Raw genomic sequence first — 18,749 nt, forward strand, 5'->3', positions numbered from 1 at the left:
CTTTTACTCTTGAGCCTTGGTTCGTGTCTTCACGAACCACTAAACCAATTTCGTTTCGTGGAGACACGAAACCGAGGCGATCTCTATCTCTGGTATTAATAGCAAATAAAAACCACACCAAATCCGTGTTTATCTGTGTGCATCTGTGGTTGAAACCTTTTACTCTTGAGCCTTGGCTCGTGTCTCCACAACCACTAAACCAATTTCGTTTCGTGGAGACACGAAACGAAAACCACACCAAATCCGCGTTTATCTATGTGCATCTGTGGTTGAAACCTTTTACTCTTGAGCCATGGTTCGTGTCTCCACGAACCACTAAACCAATTTCGTTTCGTGGAGACACGAAACCGAGGCCATCTCTATCTCTGGTATTAGTAGCAAATAAAAATCACACCAAATCCGTGTTTATCTGTGTGCATCTGTGGTTGAAACTTTTTACTCTTGAGCCTTGGCTCGTGTCTCCACGAACCACTAAACCAATTTCGTTTCGTGGAGACACGAAACCGAGGCCATCTCTATCTCTGGTATTAGTAGCAAATAAAAATCACACCAAATCCGTGTTTATCTGTGTGCGTCTGTGGTCAAAAACTTTTTACTCTCTGAGCTTTGGTTCGTGTCTCCACGAATCACTAAACCAATTTCGTTTCGTGGAGACACGAAACCGAGGCGATCTCTATCTCTGGTATTAGTAGCAAATAAAAACCACACCAAATCCGTGTTTATCTGTGTGCATCTGTGGTTGAAACCTTTTACTCTACATTAACCTTCCTCATTTTTCTCAATCATAGCTGGTTGAATGGCCTTCAAATACTTCGCTTCATCAAATTGATTTTCGCTTTTAGCAATTACAATTGTTGCGATTCCATTTCCGATTACGTTAGTTATGGCTCTTGCTTCACTCATAAAACGATCTACTCCAATTAAAATTGAGATGTGCTCAATCGGCATAATTTTTAAAGCGGTTAATGTTGAAACCAAAACGATAAAACCACTTCCAGTTACACCAGCAGCGCCTTTAGACGTTACCATGAGTATAGCCAAAATGGTTAATTGTTGCCCAATGGATAAATCGACATGAAAAACCTGACAAAGAAAAATAACCGCCATGGCTAAATAAATTGCTGTTCCGTCCAGATTAAAAGAATATCCCGTCGGTATTACCAAGCCAACAACAGATTTATCACAACCGATGGCCTCCATTTTTTGCATCATACTTGGCAAAGCAGATTCTGATGAAGAAGTTCCTAATACGATTAAAATTTCCTGACGGATATATTTAAGGTATTGCCAAAGACTAAATTTATAATACCTGCAGATTCCGTTTAAAACAACAAAAATAAAAAGAATACAGGTTAAATAAACCGACCCCATTAGTTTTGCCATCCCAATTATACTCTGCAATCCATGTGTACCTATACTAAAAGCCATTCCGCCGAAAGCACCAATTGGCGCTAAGCGCATTACCACTTTCATAATTTTAAAAAGCACCTTAGAAATCTTATCAAAAGCATTTAAAACTGAAGCTCCTTCGCCGCCCAGCTTATTTAAGCCATAACCGAATAGAATTGCAAAAAACAGGATCTGTAAAATATTCCCTTCAGCGAAAGATGCGATTACATTATGCGGAATAATATGAAGAAAAAATTCTGCCCAATTCATCTCTTTTGCCTGCTCCGCATAACCCGCAATTTTCGTAGCGTCGCCACCACCAGTTTCCATTCCAACTCCAGGCTTAAGAATATTTGCAACTAATAAGCCGATTGCAATTGCAACTGTACTTACAATTTCGAAGTACAAAAGTGCTTTCCCTCCTACCCGGCCAACCTTTTTCATATCGCCCATATGTGCAATACCCAAAACGATGGTAAAGAAAATAATTGGTGCGATTAGCATGCTAATCATATTGATAAAGCCTTGACTAATTAATTTTGCTGTTGGAGCAAAACCAGGAAAGTAAGCGCCAACTAAGATTCCGACCGTAATGGCGACAAGAACCTGAAAAGTTAAATTGGATAGGATTGATTTCATTAAATCAGTTTTGAAGACTGAAATATAGATTAATTTTTCCTTTGCCTAAAATTTAGATCGAGAAACTCTTGAAAATAAAAAAACCTGTTTCAATTTCTTAAAACAGGTTTCAAAATATGAGATTGTTAATACTATGGCTTAATATCGATTACATCGCCCGCGGTAAAAATTCCGAATTCGGCCTGATTAAACTTTAATAAGCCTTTTTCGGTCGATTTTAAATTCTTCGGACTTGCCAAGCGAATCACTTGCGAATCGCCAGCAACTGTTGCCTTATTTCCATGGACTATGATTGCTGTACTTTCATCAATCCCCACACAAACCAAATCTGGATGAGAAGCCAATGCAGAAATTAATCGATTATAGCGATTGCGCTTTAAAAAATGTTGATCGATAATTGTATTTTGAAGTAAACCCATCCCTTCGGCAAATTCGATATTTTTATCCAGAAGTTTATTAAAGGTTTCTTTATATACCGAATCCAGAAGTTGTTTTCCTGTTATCATGTATTTACTCATCACGGCTGCGCCAGCGCTTGTGCCTGCAATGGTAGAACCATTTTGATATGCCTTATGAATTGCATTATACACTGGAGTATTCAAAACAGACTTCATAAATCGGGTTTGATCGCCACCCAAAATATAAATCAGCTTTGCTCCAGCTAAAGAATCGACCCATTTTTTATCATTAACATCGTGCTTACTAAAGTTGAAATTTCTAATCGCAACGCTAGTTTGCAGTTTAAGCTGGGCAGAAATATATTTAAATCCAGTATCTGGAACTTCGCTCGCCATTGGCAAAATAATGATGTAATCGTTCGCCTTTAAATCCGCAGTTGATACCAGTTGTTTAATCAAAGCATCAGATCGATCGCCTCCTCCAATTATAAACAAATTGCCCTTAGCAGTGTTGTTTTGAGCTTTTAATCCGATTGATAAAGCGATGGTAAATAGAAATAATAAGGCTGTTTTCATTATTTATAAATGTTAACTTCTATTTTACCATCAGCAGTAACCGTACCTCTGTACATTCCCTCTGTATTAAATGGCATGGCTACATTTCCCTTTTTATCCAAAGCAATTAAGCCACCATCGCCTCCCATTTTGCCAACTTTATCCAATACAATTTTAGAGGCATCAGCTACTGATAAACCTTTATATTCCATTAAATCTGAAATGGTTTTGGCCACTACATTACGAATATAAAATTCGCCCCAGCCCGTACAAGAAATACCTGCTGTTTCGTTATTGCAATAAGTTCCGGCACCAATAATTGGCGAATCGCCAACACGTCCGTATTTTTTATTCGTCATGCCGCCGGTTGATGTTCCCGCAGCTAAGTTTCCGGCCTTATCTAATGCGACACATCCAACGGTACCAAATTTATAATCGTGATTAATGGTTCCTAAAAGTGAAGATTTTTTACTTCCATGATCTAAAACGGCTTTGGTAGAATCTTCTTTTATCGCATCCTGCAAACCATCCCAACGTTCTTTTGTCCAAAAATATTTAGGATCAACGATTTCTAAACCTACTTCTTTGGCAAATTTATCAGCTCCATCACCAAACATCATTACGTGTTCAGATTTTTCCATTACGGCACGAGCAGCAGAGATTGGATTTTTGATTGTTGTTACGCCTGCAACTGCACCAGCCATTAAGGTTTTTCCATCCATAATTGCAGCATCCAATTCATTGCGACCATCATGTGTAAAAACTGCGCCCTTACCTGCATTAAAATGAGGATCGTTTTCTAAAACATGAATGGTTGCTTCAACGGCATCCAAACTTGTTTTGCCTGCCTTAATTTCTGCATAACCGGCATTTAAAGCTGCAGTTAACGCAGCAACATAAGCCGCTTCCTTTTCTGGTGTCATATTCTTTTTAAGAATTGTACCCGCACCGCCATGAATTACCATGACATATTTTTTCTGCTGTGCAGAAACATTTAAAGCAGATATAAAAAAAAATAGTAAAGCAAATAGTTTTAAAGATTTCATCTTCGAATTGAGTTTAAGAAGATGTCAATTTAAGAAATTAATCGAAAAAAATAAGATTTAAGAACTTTTGGCAATCCCCTCTGATGAGAATTGGAGGTCGTAAAGCTTTTTATAATAGCCGTTTATCTTTAATAACTGCTGATGGGTTCCTCGCTCTTTAATTTCGCCCTTATCCAGAACAATAATTTGATCGGCCTTTTGAATCGTAGATAAACGGTGTGCAATTACAATTGATGTTCTACCTTCCATTAAACTATCTATCGCCTTTTGAATTAACAGTTCCGTTTCGGTATCTACGGATGAAGTTGCCTCATCTAAAACTAAAATTGCTGGATTATGAACCAGTGCTCGAATAAAAGAAATTAACTGCGCCTGACCAGCAGAAAGGGTTGCACCTCTTTCCATTACATTGTATTGATAACCGCCAGGCAAACGCTCAATAAATTCGTGAGCGCCAACTTTTTTAGCCGCGTTAACAACCTCTTCAAGTGTAATTTCTGGATTATTTAGAGTGATGTTATTTAAAATCGTATCCGAAAACAAAAATACATCCTGCAGTACCGTTGCAATATGGCTGCGCAAATAATCAAGTTCCAAATCTTCAATATCAATGCCGTCAACAGTAATTTCTCCCTTTTTAACTTCGTAAAAGCGATTTAGAATATTAATTGTAGATGATTTTCCTGCTCCTGTTGCGCCAACCAAGGCAATGGTTTGTCCGGCCTTTACCTCAAAAGATAAATCTTTCAATACATAATTATCGTCATTATATGCAAACCAAACATTTTTAAACTGAATGTTTCCTTCTAGTTTTTCGGGTTTTTGTGTGCCTAAATTTGGGGTACTTTCATCAGTATCCAAAACTTTAAATACACGTTCTGCACCAACCATTCCCATTTGAAGGGTATTAAATTTATCAGCCAGCTGGCGAATTGGCGTAAAAACCATTCCCAAATACATAATAAACTGGGTTATAGTTCCGGGAGTAACATCAAGCGGTTTAGCCAAAATACTTTTCGAGCCATACCAAACCAATAAACCCAAAGACATTGCCGAAATTAATTCGACTACGGGGAAAAAGATAGAGTAATACCAATTGGAACGAATATTTGCATCACGATAGCGTTTATTAATCGCATTAAATTTTCTATATTCCTGCTTCTCTCTTGCAAAATACTGTACAATTGAAACGCCTGTAATATGCTCTTGCAAGAAGGTATTTAAATTTGATACTTCGTTCCTGATTTCCTGAAAAGAAACCTTAATTGCTTTTTGAAATTTTCGAGTTGCGATAATCAGAAGCGGAATAGGCAAAAGCACAACCAAACTCAATTCCCAATCGGTATAAAGCATTACTCCAATAATTACAATAACCTGGAGTGTATCGCCAATCATAGAAATTAATCCCTCCGAAAAAATATCGGCAATGGTTTCCAAATCAGAAACTGTTCGCGTAATTAATTGACCAATTGGCGTTTTATCGAAGTATTTAAGTCGGAGTTTAGTAATATGGTTAAATACATTTATTCTTAAATCGCGAATAACAGATTGCCCCAAAGTATTGGTTAAAAGCGTGTGGTTATATTGAATTAAAGTTTGAAGAATCAACATAAAAACCATCAGCATGGTCATATTTACCAAACCAGAATATTTGCCTGTTAAGATGTAATGATCTAGCGTGTATTTAATTAAAAACGGACGAACGGGAGAAATTGCAGCAAGTAAAATGGTTAAAATTACCGACCAAATAAAAACGGAACGATAAGGCTTTACGTATTGAAAAATACGTCTCAGTAATCCTGTGTTATATACGTCGCCTGTTACTGCCATTATCGTGTTTAACTGTTTAAATTGTATAAATTGGTTAATTGCGCTGTAGGTAATTCATTAATTAACCAGTTAAACAATTCACCGATTAAGCTAATTAACCCAAATAAGGATATTTAACTTTTACTAAATATAAGCCACAAGCAGGAACTGATTGACCAGCCTTACTTCGGTTTTTACTTTCTATTATGGCTTTAAAATCGTCTAAATCTATTTCGCGTTTCCCTACTCTAACCAAAGTTCCCATTATTGCCCGCACCATGTTTCTTAAAAAGCGATCGGCTTGAATGGTAAAAACCAATCCATTTTCTACCTCTTCAAAAACTGCCTTGGTTACTTTGCAATTATTGGTAAAGGTTTGTGTGTTGGATTTACTAAAGCAAGAAAAATCGGTATAATTTAACAACTGTTCGGCTGCATTGTTCATTAAATCAACATCCAATTTATCTTTAAGCAGCCAAGATCGATTGAATTTAAAAGGATCTTTGTCAAAATGGATATAATATTTATATGCTCTAGCAATGGCATCAAAACGTGCATGCGCCTCATTGCTTACAGGAATTACAGTTTTTGTTGCAATTTGATACGGCAACATGGCATTAATTCCAGCTACCGATTTTATAACCTTTTCCTCCTCAATATTTTCAACATCAAAGTGCGCATAAAAATCAGTAGCGTGTACACCGGCATCGGTTCTACCACAGCCTAAGGTTTCTATAGTTTGCCTAAAATAAGTAGACATTGCCTTATCTAACAACTCCTGAACCGTTATTGCGTTAGGCTGAATTTGCCAGCCATGGTATAAGCTGCCATCATAAGAAAGCTGTATGAAATATCTTTTTTTACTCAAAGCGATGCAAAAATACTTTTTTCTTTGTATTTGATGAGTTGATATATTGCTTTTAAATATATTTGCTTCAATTATTAAATTAACATGATACAAAGAATACAATCTATCTGGCTTTTTTTAGCAACTCTTACGCTGATTTTAATGTTGGTTTTACCAATCGCAACAAAAGAAATTAATGGGGCTAAATCGGAAATATATACAAATGGCTTACATCAAAAATTTGAAGACAATAATATGTCAAGCTTAAGTGTACAGCCCTTTTTCCCATTGCTCATTACAAATATTGCCGTTGCTGCACTGGCTTTTATTAATATTTTCAACTTCAAGAGAAGAAGTCTTCAAAAGCGAATCATCATTTTTAATATTGCAGCTATCGGTGGTTTTGCATTTTGGTGTAGTATTTATGCAAAAAAAATCCCAGGAGGTTTAGATGGAGCAAGTTTTGGAGTCGGCGCCTATTTACCAGCATTGGCAATCTTATTCTGTGTATTGGCCATTTTTGGCATCAATAAAGATGAAAGGTTAATTCGTTCGGCTGAAAGGCTGAGGTAAGTTTTCTGCCTATTATACTCAAAGTAATGTCCCAATCTCCAATAGACCCATTTTTTACCTACTTTAATGAAGACCTAAACGACATTTCTATTCCAGATTATCTCAGTTTGATGGTTGAAAAGCCGCATCAACTATGTTTGTTGGCCGCCAAACAATTGCAAAGTTATTTAACTAATCAAACCGATTGGACACATAATTTTGGCTTATCAGATCAGGATAACGGTGCTATTATTGGTAAAATGTTCGGGGTTCTTGTGGTTCAAAATCAAAATAACGAAATTGGATTTCTATCTGCCTTTTCTGGCAAATTAGCGGGAAGCAATCAACACGCAAACTTTGTTCCGCCTGTTTTCGATCTGCTTACTGAAAACAGCTTTCTAAATATTGGAATGGAAGCCCTCAGCGAAATGAATCTGAAAATAAAGAGTTTAGAAGAACAAAATAATCCAGACTTAAAAGATCAAATCCATCAATTAAAAATAGCTAGAAGAAATTATTCAGTAGTGCTTCAAAACAAAATTTTTGAACATTACCATTTTCTTAATCAGGCTGGTGAAGAAAAAAACCTAATTGAAATTTTTAAAGATATCGGTCATAAAAACCCGCCTGCAGGGGCTGGAGAATGCGCAGCGCCAAAACTTTTACAGTATTCTTTTTTGCATAAAATGAAGCCGATTGCGATGGCAGAATTCTGGTGGGGACAATCGCCAAAATCCAATTTCTGGAAACATGGAGATTTTTATGCCTGTTGCAAAGAAAAATGCGAACCTATTTTTAGGCACATGTTTAAAGGAATTGCCATCCAAAAAGTTTAATTGAGGCACCTCACTCCACTAATCCATCTATAAAAAAGCTTAAGCCCTAATTTTCAAATCATTACGATTAAAAACTATTTAGTTAACTATCAGTAAAATACGGATTATTAACCTTACCTTTGCGGCTCAATTAAAAAATAAAAGACGAATGACAAACCCATTTAAATTATTGGGGATAAGTGATGACGTCGTTAATGCCGTAAAGGACCTTGGATTTGAAACTCCAACTCCTATTCAGGAACAAAGTATTCCTGTACTGTTAGAAGGCACTAATGATTTTGTTGGTTTGGCCCAAACAGGAACAGGAAAAACAGCCGCATTTGGTTTGCCGCTGTTAGAACTAATTGATTTTAAAAGTAATAAGCCACAGGCACTAATTTTGTGTCCAACTCGTGAGCTTTGCCTACAAATCACTAACGACCTTAAAAACTTTTCTAAAAACGTTGCTAATGCTCATGTTGTTGCCGTTTACGGTGGCGCTAACATTATGCAACAACTACGCGAAATACGCCAAGGCGTACAAATTGTAGTGGCCACGCCCGGCCGTATGTTGGATATCATTGGCCGTAAGGCAATTGATTTTTCTGCAGTTAAATTTGTTGTGCTTGATGAAGCTGACGAAATGTTAAACATGGGTTTCCAGGATGACATTAACGACATTTTATCAACTACTCCTGATGACAAAAAAACCTGGTTGTTCTCGGCTACAATGCCAGCAGAAGTTCGCCGTATAGCTAAGAACTATATGGATAACCCTGTAGAATTAACAATGGGCACAAAAAACACGGGTAACGTAAACATCGAACACGAATATTATATCGTTCGTGCTCGTGATAAATACGCGGCCTTAAAACGTATTGTTGATTTCAACCCTGAAATTTTTGCAGTAGTATTTTGTAAAACCAAATTGGATACACAAGATGTTGCAGAGCATTTAATTAAAGATGGTTACAATGCTGATGCTTTACACGGCGATTTATCGCAACAACAACGTGATAAAGTAATGCAACGTTTCCGTGAGCGTAACATGCAATTGTTAATCGCTACTGATGTTGCTGCTCGTGGTATCGATGTAAGTGGTGTTACACACGTAATTAACTACTCTTTACCTGATGAGATTGAAAGTTATACTCACCGTTCTGGCCGTACCGGTCGTGCTGGTAAAACTGGTATTTCAATCTGTATCATCAACTCTAAAGAAGTTGGAAAAATCCGTCAGTTGGAACGCATTATTGGTAAACAATTTACTAAAGCTGAGTTACCTACAGGATTTGATGTTTGTGAAAAACAATTATTCTCTTTAGTACATAAAGTACATAATGTAGAAGTTAATGTTGAGCAAATAGATCAATACATTCCTCGGATAATGGATGAGTTTAAGGATTTATCCAAAGAAGATGTTATTAAACGTTTTGCATCATTAGAATTCAACCGTTTCTTAGATTACTATTCTAAAGCTCCTGATTTAAACGCTGCAGTTGGCGATGATCGTGGTGAAAGAGGCGAGCGTGGCGAAAGAGGTGGACGTGGACGTGGTAGCGAAGGTTACACTCGTTTGTTCATCAATTTAGGTTCTGTAGATGAATTTACACGTGGCGATATGTTATCATTTATCTGTAACAACGGAAAAATTGCTGGCAAAAGCGTTGGAAAAATCGATTTGAAAGGTGTTTTCTCTTTCTTTGAAGTAGAAGATGATGTTGCTGATAAAGTTTTCGAAGGATTTAAATCTGTAGAATTCAACGGTCGTAGTGTTCGTATCGAAAAAAGCGGAGATAGCCCACGTGAAGGCGGTGGCGAAAGACGCGGTGGTGGTGAAAGAAGATCTGGTGGCGGTGGTTTCGGCGGCGAGAGAAGAAGTGGCGGAGGCGGCGGTGGTTACCGCGGCGGAGGCGAAAGAAGATCTGGCGGTGGCGAAAGACGTGAAGGTGGAAACGGCGGTGGCGGTTTCAGAGATTTCTCTGGACGTAGCCGTGATGACAAAGGTGGCAACACTGGCGGAAGTGGACGCAGAGAAGGTGGAAGTCGTGAAGGCGGAAGTGGCGAACGCAGAAAAAAATGGTAAATCACTAAACCAAATATTTTATAGCCGTTCTGATGATCAATCAGGACGGCTTTTTTGTTTAATATCGTTCGTAATATATTTAGTACTATATTTAAAAAACTATATATAATGCTCCGAATAAAAACAACCAAAGTGATATTGATGGTGATGATATTCACTTCAAACACAATAGCATTTGCTCAAGGACAAATTAAACTTTATCCAACAAAAATAGCCGATAATGTTATTCCAAAAATTGATGCTAACTATTTCTTACTTGGCACCTTAAGCGATTATATAAGTCAATTTTACGCCGTTAAAAGAGAAAAACAGATTGACAAATATTATCCTAATGAAAAACCTGCCATAGAGTTCTTATCCAAATTTATAAAAGAAAAATTAAACGTTACTGTAGATACTTCTTTTAATGAAATGTATTCGCCCGAACTTTCTAAAACTTTGAACAATTATTACGGAATAAACGACGAGCTGCCAGACAGTATATTCAAAACCGATGAGCAGATTTATTCTTTTCTTTTAGGTAATTATTATCGTTATGGAATAAAGTTATCAGATTCGATCTATAGCATCCGTTTAGTAAATTCCGCTAAACCTAAACTAATTTCTAAATTACTCGTTAAAATAAATTGTGATAAAATTATATATAGACACTATGATAACCTCCCAGCATCAAGCATATTTTACTTTGAAGCTCCGCCGAAATTGAAAAAATATATCGATTTAATAGAAACTGAAAAAATAAAGCTCGATCAGTCTACAAAACCATACCCACTAAACGACGGAGAGGCCAAAAAGCGTTTATTAGATAAATTTAATGCTGTTTTTAATGGTTTTATATAGGATATAAAAACCCTTAAGAAAATCAAAAGCCAAAATCTATTTGCAAAAAAAATCCGAAAGCTATTAAGCCTTCGGATTTTTTTATTTCCATTTTACTTTAGAAATTAAAATTCACACGGGTAAATACATAACGACCCAAGAAACCGAATTGTGGTGCTTGGTTCGGATATAAAATACCTGATGTTCCTTGGCTACCTAATAAAAGTTCTGCTGGATACACATCAAAAATGTTGTTAGCACCTACTGTAAGTTTTAAGCTTTTGGTTAAGTTATAACCTAAGCCCAAATCTGTGATTACGCGACCCGGTAATTCTTGTTGGTTTACAACTGTATTTGTTGGTTGCGAAACTTTACCAAAATAAACATTACGCAAAAACACATTAAATTTATCAATACTGTAATCGAAAGTTAAATTCGCTTTAAGGCGAGGCACAACCTTAGTTAATAAAATTATACTAGCATCATCTAAATAAATACTTTCCTTTCCAGCTAAAAGCGGCGATGTATTAATCCCACCAACTAATGAAGTTTTAGAAATTGTTCCGGCAAGATCTGTCCTTAAAGTACCCTTACCCAAACTTGTAGAATATGAAACAACTGCATCTACGCCTTTAGTTTCTGTATTTACTGCATTTGCAAAGAAACGTGCTGTACTTGCATTTGCCTGACGTAAGATATTGTAGATTTCTTTATCCTGTGCAGATGCACTTGCAGCGTTACTACCAGTAAAACCACCTGTATAAATTACACGGTTATCAATACGGATTAAATATCCATCTACCGTAATTTTAATCTTACCCAAGTTTGAAGTGAAACCAGCGCTATAACTGTTAGATGTTTCCTCTTTTAATTTTGGAATACCTAAAAGTTGAGCTACACGACTATCATTGGCAAAAGTTCCAGATTCAGTGAAAATACCATCTGTAAACACAGTAGATGTTGCATTAAAATAACGTTGTTGTAAAGATGGTGCTCTAAAGCCCGTACTAACGGCACCACGGAGCAAAAATTTATCAGAAAATTTATATCGGCCAGCAATTTTAAAGTTAAGTGTTGATCCAAAATCTGAATAGTTTTCGAAACGAATTGCTCCATCAACTAAAAATTTTTCAGTGAAGTTAACTTCAATATCTCCATAACCAGCTACAGAAGAACGGCTTACATTCGTTGCATTATCTGCACTAAAACCAGGAAAACCTTGTGCTCCACCAGTGTAGGCAGCGCCATTAGCTGCAAAACGAGTGGAAATATTTCCTTTAAAATTTGGAATTAAAATAGGATTTGCAGTAGTTCCTACATTAATTGCATTTCCATAATTGGCATACGATGCTTCTTCTCCCGCTATAATTTTATAATTTTCATAACGGTGTTCTGCCCCAAAAGCAACGTTTATACCACTCAAAGTATTTTTAAAGAAGCGAGTAAAATCCAGATTGGTCGTATTTTGAACAAAATCATAACCACCGGCATCAAATGATGTTGGTGATGCCGTTAACATTGAAGCATTAAGCGTATTTGCAGTTGTGAAATTGATCTGGTTACGACCGTAAGTATTACTGAAATCTGTTTTCCATTCTCCTAATTTTCCACGAATACCAATGGCTAAAGATTGATCGCTGTTATCAGTCACAATCTGAGGCAAAAATCCATTCGGGTAAATAGTAGCATTGGTTTGAGTTAATTGTCTTGGTGTTCTATAAAATGCAGTCGAAGTTCCATTTCTAGAATTTAAACCCCCAAATGCGTATATCTCCGCATGATCAGCTACCGGAACAACTGCATTAAAGAATAATGCGCCACCACGGTTTTTACTTTGTCCGATATTTGGAACAAAATCAGCACGAGTTAAGCCTCTTCTTACCAATTCAGCATCTGTTATATTAACGCCTGTTGGTGTTGGATATAATGTTGGATTATTGTAATCTGTAAAAATCACACCGCTATATGGTGTAGTACGAGATGCAAAGTCGCGATAATCAAATGAGCCTGTTAAATTTAAAAACCCACCTTTATCATTTAATTTAACGCCATAATTAACATTGGCCTGAGCAGTTTGCCCATCTAAACCATCAGAATGCTTACCGGCAAAACCACCTCCAGTAATACTTGCCGTAAGTTTGTTCACATCTTCATTTAAAATAATATTGATAACACCAGCAATTGCATCCGATCCATATTGGGCTGCAGCGCCATCACGTAAAACTTCTATTCTTTTAATGGCTGCGGTTGGAATTGCATTTAAATCCGTACCTACAGAGCCTTTCCCTAAGCTTCCATTAATGTTAATTAACGAGGAAGTATGGCGGCGTTTACCATTAATTAAAACTAAAACCTGATCAGGGCCCAATCCTCTTAAGGATGCTGGATCGATGTGATCTGTCCCATCTGTTAAATTGGCAACATTAGATGTAAATGAAGGAGCTACATAATTTAAAATCTGGCTCAAAGAAACTTGAGGTGCATTCTGCGCAATCTTTCTAACATCGACTAAATCTACTGGAACCGCTGTTTCTAATTGAGATCGAGGTGCGCTTCTTGAGCCAATTACCACAATTCCGTCCAAATCGTTTTTATTTTCTAAGAGGGTAAAGTTTAACTCCTTAGTTTCACCTTCACCAACTTTAACTTGTTTCTGTTGCGTTTGGTAACCTAAATAGCTTGCCGTAACCGAATAAGTTCCAGCGGATGAAAGTTTGATTTGATAGGCACCTTGCGCATTAGTAGCAGATTTTAAACCCTGACCGCTAACGGTAATGGTTGCGCCAATAATGGTTTGGAGCGAATCGCTAACAACACCTTTAATAGTTTGTGCTTGTAAACTGAAAGAAAATAAAATGAGGGATGTAAGAATAGGGTAAAGTTTTTTACGCATACGTTGTTATTTGTTTAAGTGAATTTATTATCCAAATATAGAAAATAAAACAAATAGACGACTATTTAAGTAGTATTTAACTTTTTAGTGACAATACGTTTTAGTGCTAAATTATTATTTACTAAATGTAAAATATAGACATCAAAAAATATTTGTTCCTAAATTGCCTTACTTTAGCGAATTATGCAGGCAAAATATATTTCATATCAAGAAACCGGTTCTTTTTCTAAATTGGTTTTAGATTATATAAATAACCAAGAAGACCTTTCGGCCTTTTATAGTTTTCGTCCTGATATGGATGGCTTGGCAAAAGCAATAGAAAACAGACATTTTATTGGCAATAGAAAAACTTTGTCTGACGTATTACTTCAGCAATACGAGCATCTTAAGCCTAATAAATCGGTTATTAAAAATATTGAGTTATTAACGCTCGATAATACATTTACAGTTACAACTGGCCATCAGCTAAATCTCTTTACCGGGCCATTATATTTTATTTATAAAATTGTTACCACAATAAATCTTGCCATAGAATTAAAGATGGCGCATCCAGATAAAAACTTTATTCCTGTTTATTGGATGGCTACTGAGGATCATGATTTTGACGAAATAAATCATGTAAGCGTTGATGAAAAAAACATCAGCTGGATTCAGCAAACCAATGGCGCAACCGGAAGATTAAGTACCAAAACCGTGGCCGCAGCCGTTCTTGCTTATAAAGGTTATTTAGGTATTTCTAAAAATGGTAAAAGAATCGCCAAATTGGTTGAACAGGCTTATTTAGAGCATGATAATTTAGCTGATGCAACCAGATTTTTGGTAAACAATCTTTTTGAAAGATATGGCTTGGTGATTGTTAACGCCGATGATGCCAGATTGAAAAAGCAGTTCGCAAATATCATTACTAAAGATATAATTGAAGAAAACAGCTCGAGAATTATTGAGGAGACTTCTAAAAAACTAGAAGAAAACGGCTATAAATCTCAAGTAAACGGACGCGATATTAATTTCTTTTATTTAAAAGATAATCTTCGTGAACGGATTATTTTGAAGGATGAAAAATATACTGTAAACCACACCGAGATCAGTTTTACGGAAGCAGAGATTAAAACGGAAATAGATACCCATCCAGAACGTTTTAGTCCGAATGTAGTGATGCGCCCCATGTATCAAGAGGTAATTTTACCGAACATCGCTTACATTGGTGGTGGTGCTGAAGTTGCTTATTGGATGCAATTAAAAGCTAATTTCGATTTTTATAAAGTAGATTTTCCTGTATTACTTTTACGCAACTCGGCTTTATTAATTGATAAAAGAAGCGCTCAAAATATTTACAGTTTAGGTTTTGAACTAGAAGATTTTTTCCTTTCTGCAGAAGAACTGAAAAATATTTGGGTGAGAAAAAATTCTACCGCACAACTGATTTTAGCCGATGAAACAAGGGCGATTAACAGCATATTCGACCAGATAAAATTAAATGCTTACAAGATAGATAAAACGCTTTCCGTTTCTACCGATACAGCAAAGCAGAAAACCAATCACCTTTTGGCGAATTTGGAAAAGAAGTTATTTAGGGCCGAGAAACGGAAACATGAAGTGGCTTTGCTTCAAATTGATAATGTTAAAAAGAGGCTTTTCCCTAACGGAACCTTACAAGAAAGAATTTTAAATATTGCACCCATGTATGTAAATTATGGGGAAGATTTTCTTTCTTCGTGCATAGAAAACTTTGAACCTTTAGGTGGCGATTTCACTTTGTTATTGCCTTAACTTAATCGTCCTTGCGAGGTACGAAGCAATCGCTTCAAATAACATTGCTTTGTACCTCGCAAGGATGGAAAATAAAAAAAATGAACTTCATAACTTTTACCGAAAACACACTTCGAACTTTTACCTATAACGTCTTCAAAAAAATGGGCTGTTCTGATGAAGACGCTGCCCTAGCAACTGATGTTCTAATCCGTTCTGATTTACGTGGAATTGATTCGCATGGCGTTGCACGTTTAAGTGGTTATGTTCGCCTTTGGGAAAAGAAACGGATTAATGCCAATCCAAATATCAAAATTGTACATGAAACGCCGACTACAGCAACAGTTGACGGTGATGCAGGTTTGGGGCTGGTTGTTGCGCCTTTTGCGATGAAAATAGCCATAGAAAAAGCAGAAAAATATGGAAGTGGCTGGGTATCTGTTAAAAATTCAAATCATTTTGGTATTGCAGGTTATCATGCATTGATGGCTGTAGAGCAAGATATGATTGGCATCAGCATGACTAATGCAAGTCCGCTTGTAGCACCCACTTACTCAAGCGAAAGATTATTGGGAACCAACCCTATGTGTTACGCTTTCCCAGCTGGAAAATATCCTCCGGTAATTATTGATATGGCAACTGCGGCAGCTGCAAATGGAAAATTAGAAATTGCTCAACGAGCAAATAAGAGCATTCCTGATGGATGGGTTCAAGATAAAAATGGAGTAAGCTCAACCGATCCTAACGAATTGAAAAGTGGTGGTTCGTTATTACCTCTAGGAAGTGATAAAGATCATGGAAGCCATAAAGGTTACGGATTAGGTGCAACTGTAGATATTTTATCGGCTGTGCTTTCTGGTGCAAATTACGGACCTTGGGTGCCTCCTTTTGTTGCTTTCTTAGAACCATCAGCAAATCCTGTTGGAGAAGGTTTGGGTCATTTTTTAGGCGCCATGCGAGTTGATGGTTTCCGCCCAAAAGAAGATTTTAAAAGCCATTTAGATAATTGGATAGAACGCTTCAAAAGTGCTGAAACTATTGATCCTAATAAGAAAGTTATTATTCCGGGAGAGCCAGAACATGAATTTGAATTGGAAAGAAAAGTTAGCGGCATTCCAATTATTGATGTTGTGGTTAAGGATTTGAATGAATTGGCAGAAAAACTTGGAATTGAAGGTTTAGTTTAACGCAAAAGCATCCATGTAAAAAGCCGCAGATTTAACCAGAATCTACGGCTTAACTAACATATATGGTTATAACCCACCATACTGGGCTGAGAATTCCATTTTGGTGATTGTGCAGTATTCGCTAGTTTAAACTAACAAATACTGCATCGGTTTTTATTGTTTATCCCACCAAATTCTTCCTTTTGTATCTTGCGCGTTAATTCCATAAGCTGCATCTTTTGCAATCATTGCTTGGATTGCCGCTGCATAATTTGCAGAATTAAGGTTAGAACCAGAACTTAAATCCAAAGAATTTCGTCTTGGAATAAGCAAATTCTGACTACCATCATAAAGACTTTCTAAATAAGCGATTGATGATGTTCCGATTAAACCATTATTTCCTGGTCTCACGTCTGTAAACTGAGGATAACCTGTTCTTTTCCACATTGCCCAAGATTCTTCTGGCTGCATTAAATAATTAACCCATGCTTGAGAGTAGATGCTTGGCAAGCCTAAAAATGGTAGAGTTGTTGCAAAATTTCCAATAGTAATGTTTGCAGCATTTGGAACATTTGTGGAAATAGCAGCTGCTTTGTAAGCATCGAAGGATGCTTGAACGCCCGCATAAAACCATTGAGAAGCCGATTTTCCTAAGCCATTACCTCCTTTTTGAGCAATCTCTGCCATCATAAAGCAAGTTTCAGCATAGGTTAAATAAGGAGTCCGCATTTTTACGGTTGCACCATCAACAAATGGCTCATCATCATGTAATAAATCTTTTGATGAACGAGCATCGAAGCCTCCGAAGCCACCATTCTTAATAAATAGTCTACTTTGTATTGCAGATAAAAACCCTAAAGTTTGAGTACCACCAGTAATGGTAAAAGTTTTGAAACGATCGCCACCTGTCGAACCATAGGTAGTGCTTGCAGAAGCTGGAAAGGTATGTTTACCCCAATAACGCACCTGATTTTCGGGCTGCAATAAAGCGGCTTGCGCTGCTGCATCGCCCTTTTGCTGTACTACTAAATAGTTTTTATAGTTGGCTCCAAAATCATTCTGACGAACCATAAACCCGATTCGTGGATCATTGGTAGATTTTAAGTACTCTACAAAAGGAAAGGCCGCATTGTAAGAAAATAGGATTACATTGATATCATCCACATTGTTGTTCCAATCGCGGGTTTGGTTATACCCAAAAGACGCATCGTTTGAAGATATAATATTGCCTGCAAAATTATTAGCAATATCTGTTAATACTGCGGTTAATTGAGCTGGGTCACGCTTCTCGTAACGTTGAGCAATTTTAATTCTTAACGTATTAGCAAAAGAAAGCCATTTGGCATAATCACCATTATAAAAGAAATCTTGAGCACCCAAAGCAAACTGACCGGTACTGTTTTTCAATAATATCGCTGCATCTTTTAATTGGGTATCGAAGGTTTTATAAAGGTTAAAATCAAAATCATAAGCTGGTAGCGGATATTGAACATCATTAAATGCCTGAGTGTAAGGAAGTGCTCCAAAAACATCAGCAACTTTCCACGCTTGGTAAGTATTTATGATTGAACAAATTGCTTTTAAACTTTGATAGGTACTTTTTTGAGCATCAGGCAAAGAATTAATTTTCGCAATAATGCGATTCATATCACGTCCGTTTCCAGTAAAGTAATCATTGTAGTAAGGGAAGCCTGGATTTGGACCAATGGGTTTTGTTGGATTCCAATAACTTCCTGCTAAACCATTCGCATCAACGCCATCAGCAACGATATACTGCATATACGTCATGGTAGATGCGTATTTCTGTGCAGTATTTCCTCTGGATGTTAAATTAAAATCTGCCGTAGCGCCTGTAAATAAAAATTCAGGATTGGCATCACTTAACGTTTTAGGATTGGTATTGGTATCTATTAATTCTTTTTTGCAGGATTGGCTTACAGTAGCTAAAGCAATCAATCCTAGTATGTATTTATTTATCGTTTTCAT

13 protein-coding genes are annotated in these 18,749 nt (G+C 36.7%); 6 read left to right on the top strand and 7 right to left on the bottom strand.

Annotation, left to right across the window (positions count from 1 at the left end):
- Positions 1–759: 759 nt before the first annotated feature.
- From dctA to truA, 5 genes are all read right to left on the bottom strand, one after another.
- On the bottom strand, positions 760–2,028 hold the full coding sequence (gene dctA / locus H7U22_RS04505; protein WP_187070154.1) for a C4-dicarboxylate transporter DctA: 1,269 nt from the start codon (positions 2,026–2,028) through the stop codon (positions 760–762).
- Between the two features lie 131 nt (positions 2,029–2,159).
- Positions 2,160–3,002: a cyanophycinase gene (locus tag H7U22_RS04510; protein ID WP_187070155.1), complete on the bottom strand. Its 843-nt coding sequence runs from the start codon at positions 3,000–3,002 to the stop codon at positions 2,160–2,162.
- A complete protein-coding gene (locus H7U22_RS04515) occupies positions 3,002–4,027 on the bottom strand; it encodes an isoaspartyl peptidase/L-asparaginase family protein (protein ID WP_187070156.1) in 1,026 nt (341 codons plus the stop codon). Before H7U22_RS04515 ends, H7U22_RS04510 begins: the two co-directional genes overlap by 1 nt.
- A 57-nt stretch (positions 4,028–4,084) precedes the next feature.
- Complete coding sequence (locus H7U22_RS04520; RefSeq protein ID WP_187070157.1) at positions 4,085–5,857, bottom strand: ABC transporter ATP-binding protein; 1,773 nt, start codon at positions 5,855–5,857, stop codon at positions 4,085–4,087.
- 94 nt (positions 5,858–5,951) lie between these two features.
- Positions 5,952–6,704: a tRNA pseudouridine(38-40) synthase TruA gene (truA, locus tag H7U22_RS04525; RefSeq protein WP_187070158.1), complete on the bottom strand. Its 753-nt coding sequence runs from the start codon at positions 6,702–6,704 to the stop codon at positions 5,952–5,954.
- A gap of 84 nt (positions 6,705–6,788) precedes the next feature.
- Here truA and H7U22_RS04530 point away from each other — a divergent pair, with 84 nt between their 5' ends.
- The 4 genes from H7U22_RS04530 to H7U22_RS04545 all read left to right on the top strand — a co-directional run bounded on the left by H7U22_RS04530 (position 6,789) and on the right by H7U22_RS04545 (position 10,976).
- Complete coding sequence (locus tag H7U22_RS04530; RefSeq protein WP_187070159.1) at positions 6,789–7,256, top strand: DUF4293 domain-containing protein; 468 nt, start codon at positions 6,789–6,791, stop codon at positions 7,254–7,256.
- 26 nt (positions 7,257–7,282) lie between these two features.
- Positions 7,283–8,071 carry a pseudouridylate synthase gene (locus H7U22_RS04535; protein WP_187070160.1) on the top strand — a complete coding sequence of 263 codons (789 nt, stop codon included), beginning with the start codon at positions 7,283–7,285 and terminating at the stop codon, positions 8,069–8,071.
- 148 nt (positions 8,072–8,219) lie between these two features.
- Positions 8,220–10,136 (top strand): DEAD/DEAH box helicase, encoded by a 1,917-nt coding sequence (locus H7U22_RS04540; protein WP_187070161.1) that lies wholly within the window; start codon positions 8,220–8,222, stop codon positions 10,134–10,136.
- Positions 10,137–10,244: 108 nt separating this feature from the next.
- Complete coding sequence (locus tag H7U22_RS04545; protein WP_187070162.1) at positions 10,245–10,976, top strand: hypothetical protein; 732 nt, start codon at positions 10,245–10,247, stop codon at positions 10,974–10,976.
- Positions 10,977–11,073: 97 nt separating this feature from the next.
- Here the strand turns inward: H7U22_RS04545 and H7U22_RS04550 are convergent, their stop codons facing one another.
- On the bottom strand, positions 11,074–13,848 hold the full coding sequence (locus H7U22_RS04550) for a TonB-dependent receptor (protein WP_187070163.1): 2,775 nt from the start codon (positions 13,846–13,848) through the stop codon (positions 11,074–11,076).
- A 183-nt stretch (positions 13,849–14,031) separates the two neighbouring features.
- Here H7U22_RS04550 and bshC point away from each other — a divergent pair, with 183 nt between their 5' ends.
- Both bshC and H7U22_RS04560 read left to right on the top strand, forming a co-directional pair.
- On the top strand, positions 14,032–15,618 hold the full coding sequence (gene bshC, locus H7U22_RS04555; RefSeq protein ID WP_187070164.1) for a bacillithiol biosynthesis cysteine-adding enzyme BshC: 1,587 nt from the start codon (positions 14,032–14,034) through the stop codon (positions 15,616–15,618).
- 80 nt (positions 15,619–15,698) lie between these two features.
- Positions 15,699–16,784 carry an Ldh family oxidoreductase gene (locus tag H7U22_RS04560; protein ID WP_187070165.1) on the top strand — a complete coding sequence of 362 codons (1,086 nt, stop codon included), beginning with the start codon at positions 15,699–15,701 and terminating at the stop codon, positions 16,782–16,784.
- A 153-nt stretch (positions 16,785–16,937) separates the two neighbouring features.
- On the opposite strand, the gene H7U22_RS04565 is transcribed toward H7U22_RS04560, so the two are convergent.
- Positions 16,938–18,749, bottom strand: a complete 1,812-nt coding sequence (locus H7U22_RS04565) for a SusD/RagB family nutrient-binding outer membrane lipoprotein (protein WP_187070166.1) — start codon at positions 18,747–18,749, stop codon at positions 16,938–16,940.

It is taken from the genome of Pedobacter fastidiosus, assembly GCF_014306625.1.
Lineage (GTDB): Bacteria > Bacteroidota > Bacteroidia > Sphingobacteriales > Sphingobacteriaceae > Pedobacter > Pedobacter fastidiosus.

Coding starts and splice junctions, on each gene's coding strand:
- H7U22_RS04515 (WP_187070156.1), bottom strand. CDS start 4,027: ATGAAATCTTTAAAACTATTTGCTTTACTATTTTTTTTTATATCTGCT.
- H7U22_RS04545 (WP_187070162.1), top strand. CDS start 10,245: ATGCTCCGAATAAAAACAACCAAAGTGATATTGATGGTGATGATATTC.
- H7U22_RS04540 (WP_187070161.1), top strand. CDS start 8,220: ATGACAAACCCATTTAAATTATTGGGGATAAGTGATGACGTCGTTAAT.
- H7U22_RS04565 (WP_187070166.1), bottom strand. CDS start 18,749: ATGAAAACGATAAATAAATACATACTAGGATTGATTGCTTTAGCTACT.
- H7U22_RS04510 (WP_187070155.1), bottom strand. CDS start 3,002: ATGAAAACAGCCTTATTATTTCTATTTACCATCGCTTTATCAATCGGA.
- H7U22_RS04530 (WP_187070159.1), top strand. CDS start 6,789: ATGATACAAAGAATACAATCTATCTGGCTTTTTTTAGCAACTCTTACG.
- H7U22_RS04535 (WP_187070160.1), top strand. CDS start 7,283: ATGTCCCAATCTCCAATAGACCCATTTTTTACCTACTTTAATGAAGAC.
- H7U22_RS04520 (WP_187070157.1), bottom strand. CDS start 5,857: ATGGCAGTAACAGGCGACGTATATAACACAGGATTACTGAGACGTATT.
- bshC (WP_187070164.1), top strand. CDS start 14,032: ATGCAGGCAAAATATATTTCATATCAAGAAACCGGTTCTTTTTCTAAA.
- H7U22_RS04560 (WP_187070165.1), top strand. CDS start 15,699: ATGAACTTCATAACTTTTACCGAAAACACACTTCGAACTTTTACCTAT.
- H7U22_RS04550 (WP_187070163.1), bottom strand. CDS start 13,848: ATGCGTAAAAAACTTTACCCTATTCTTACATCCCTCATTTTATTTTCT.
- dctA (WP_187070154.1), bottom strand. CDS start 2,028: ATGAAATCAATCCTATCCAATTTAACTTTTCAGGTTCTTGTCGCCATT.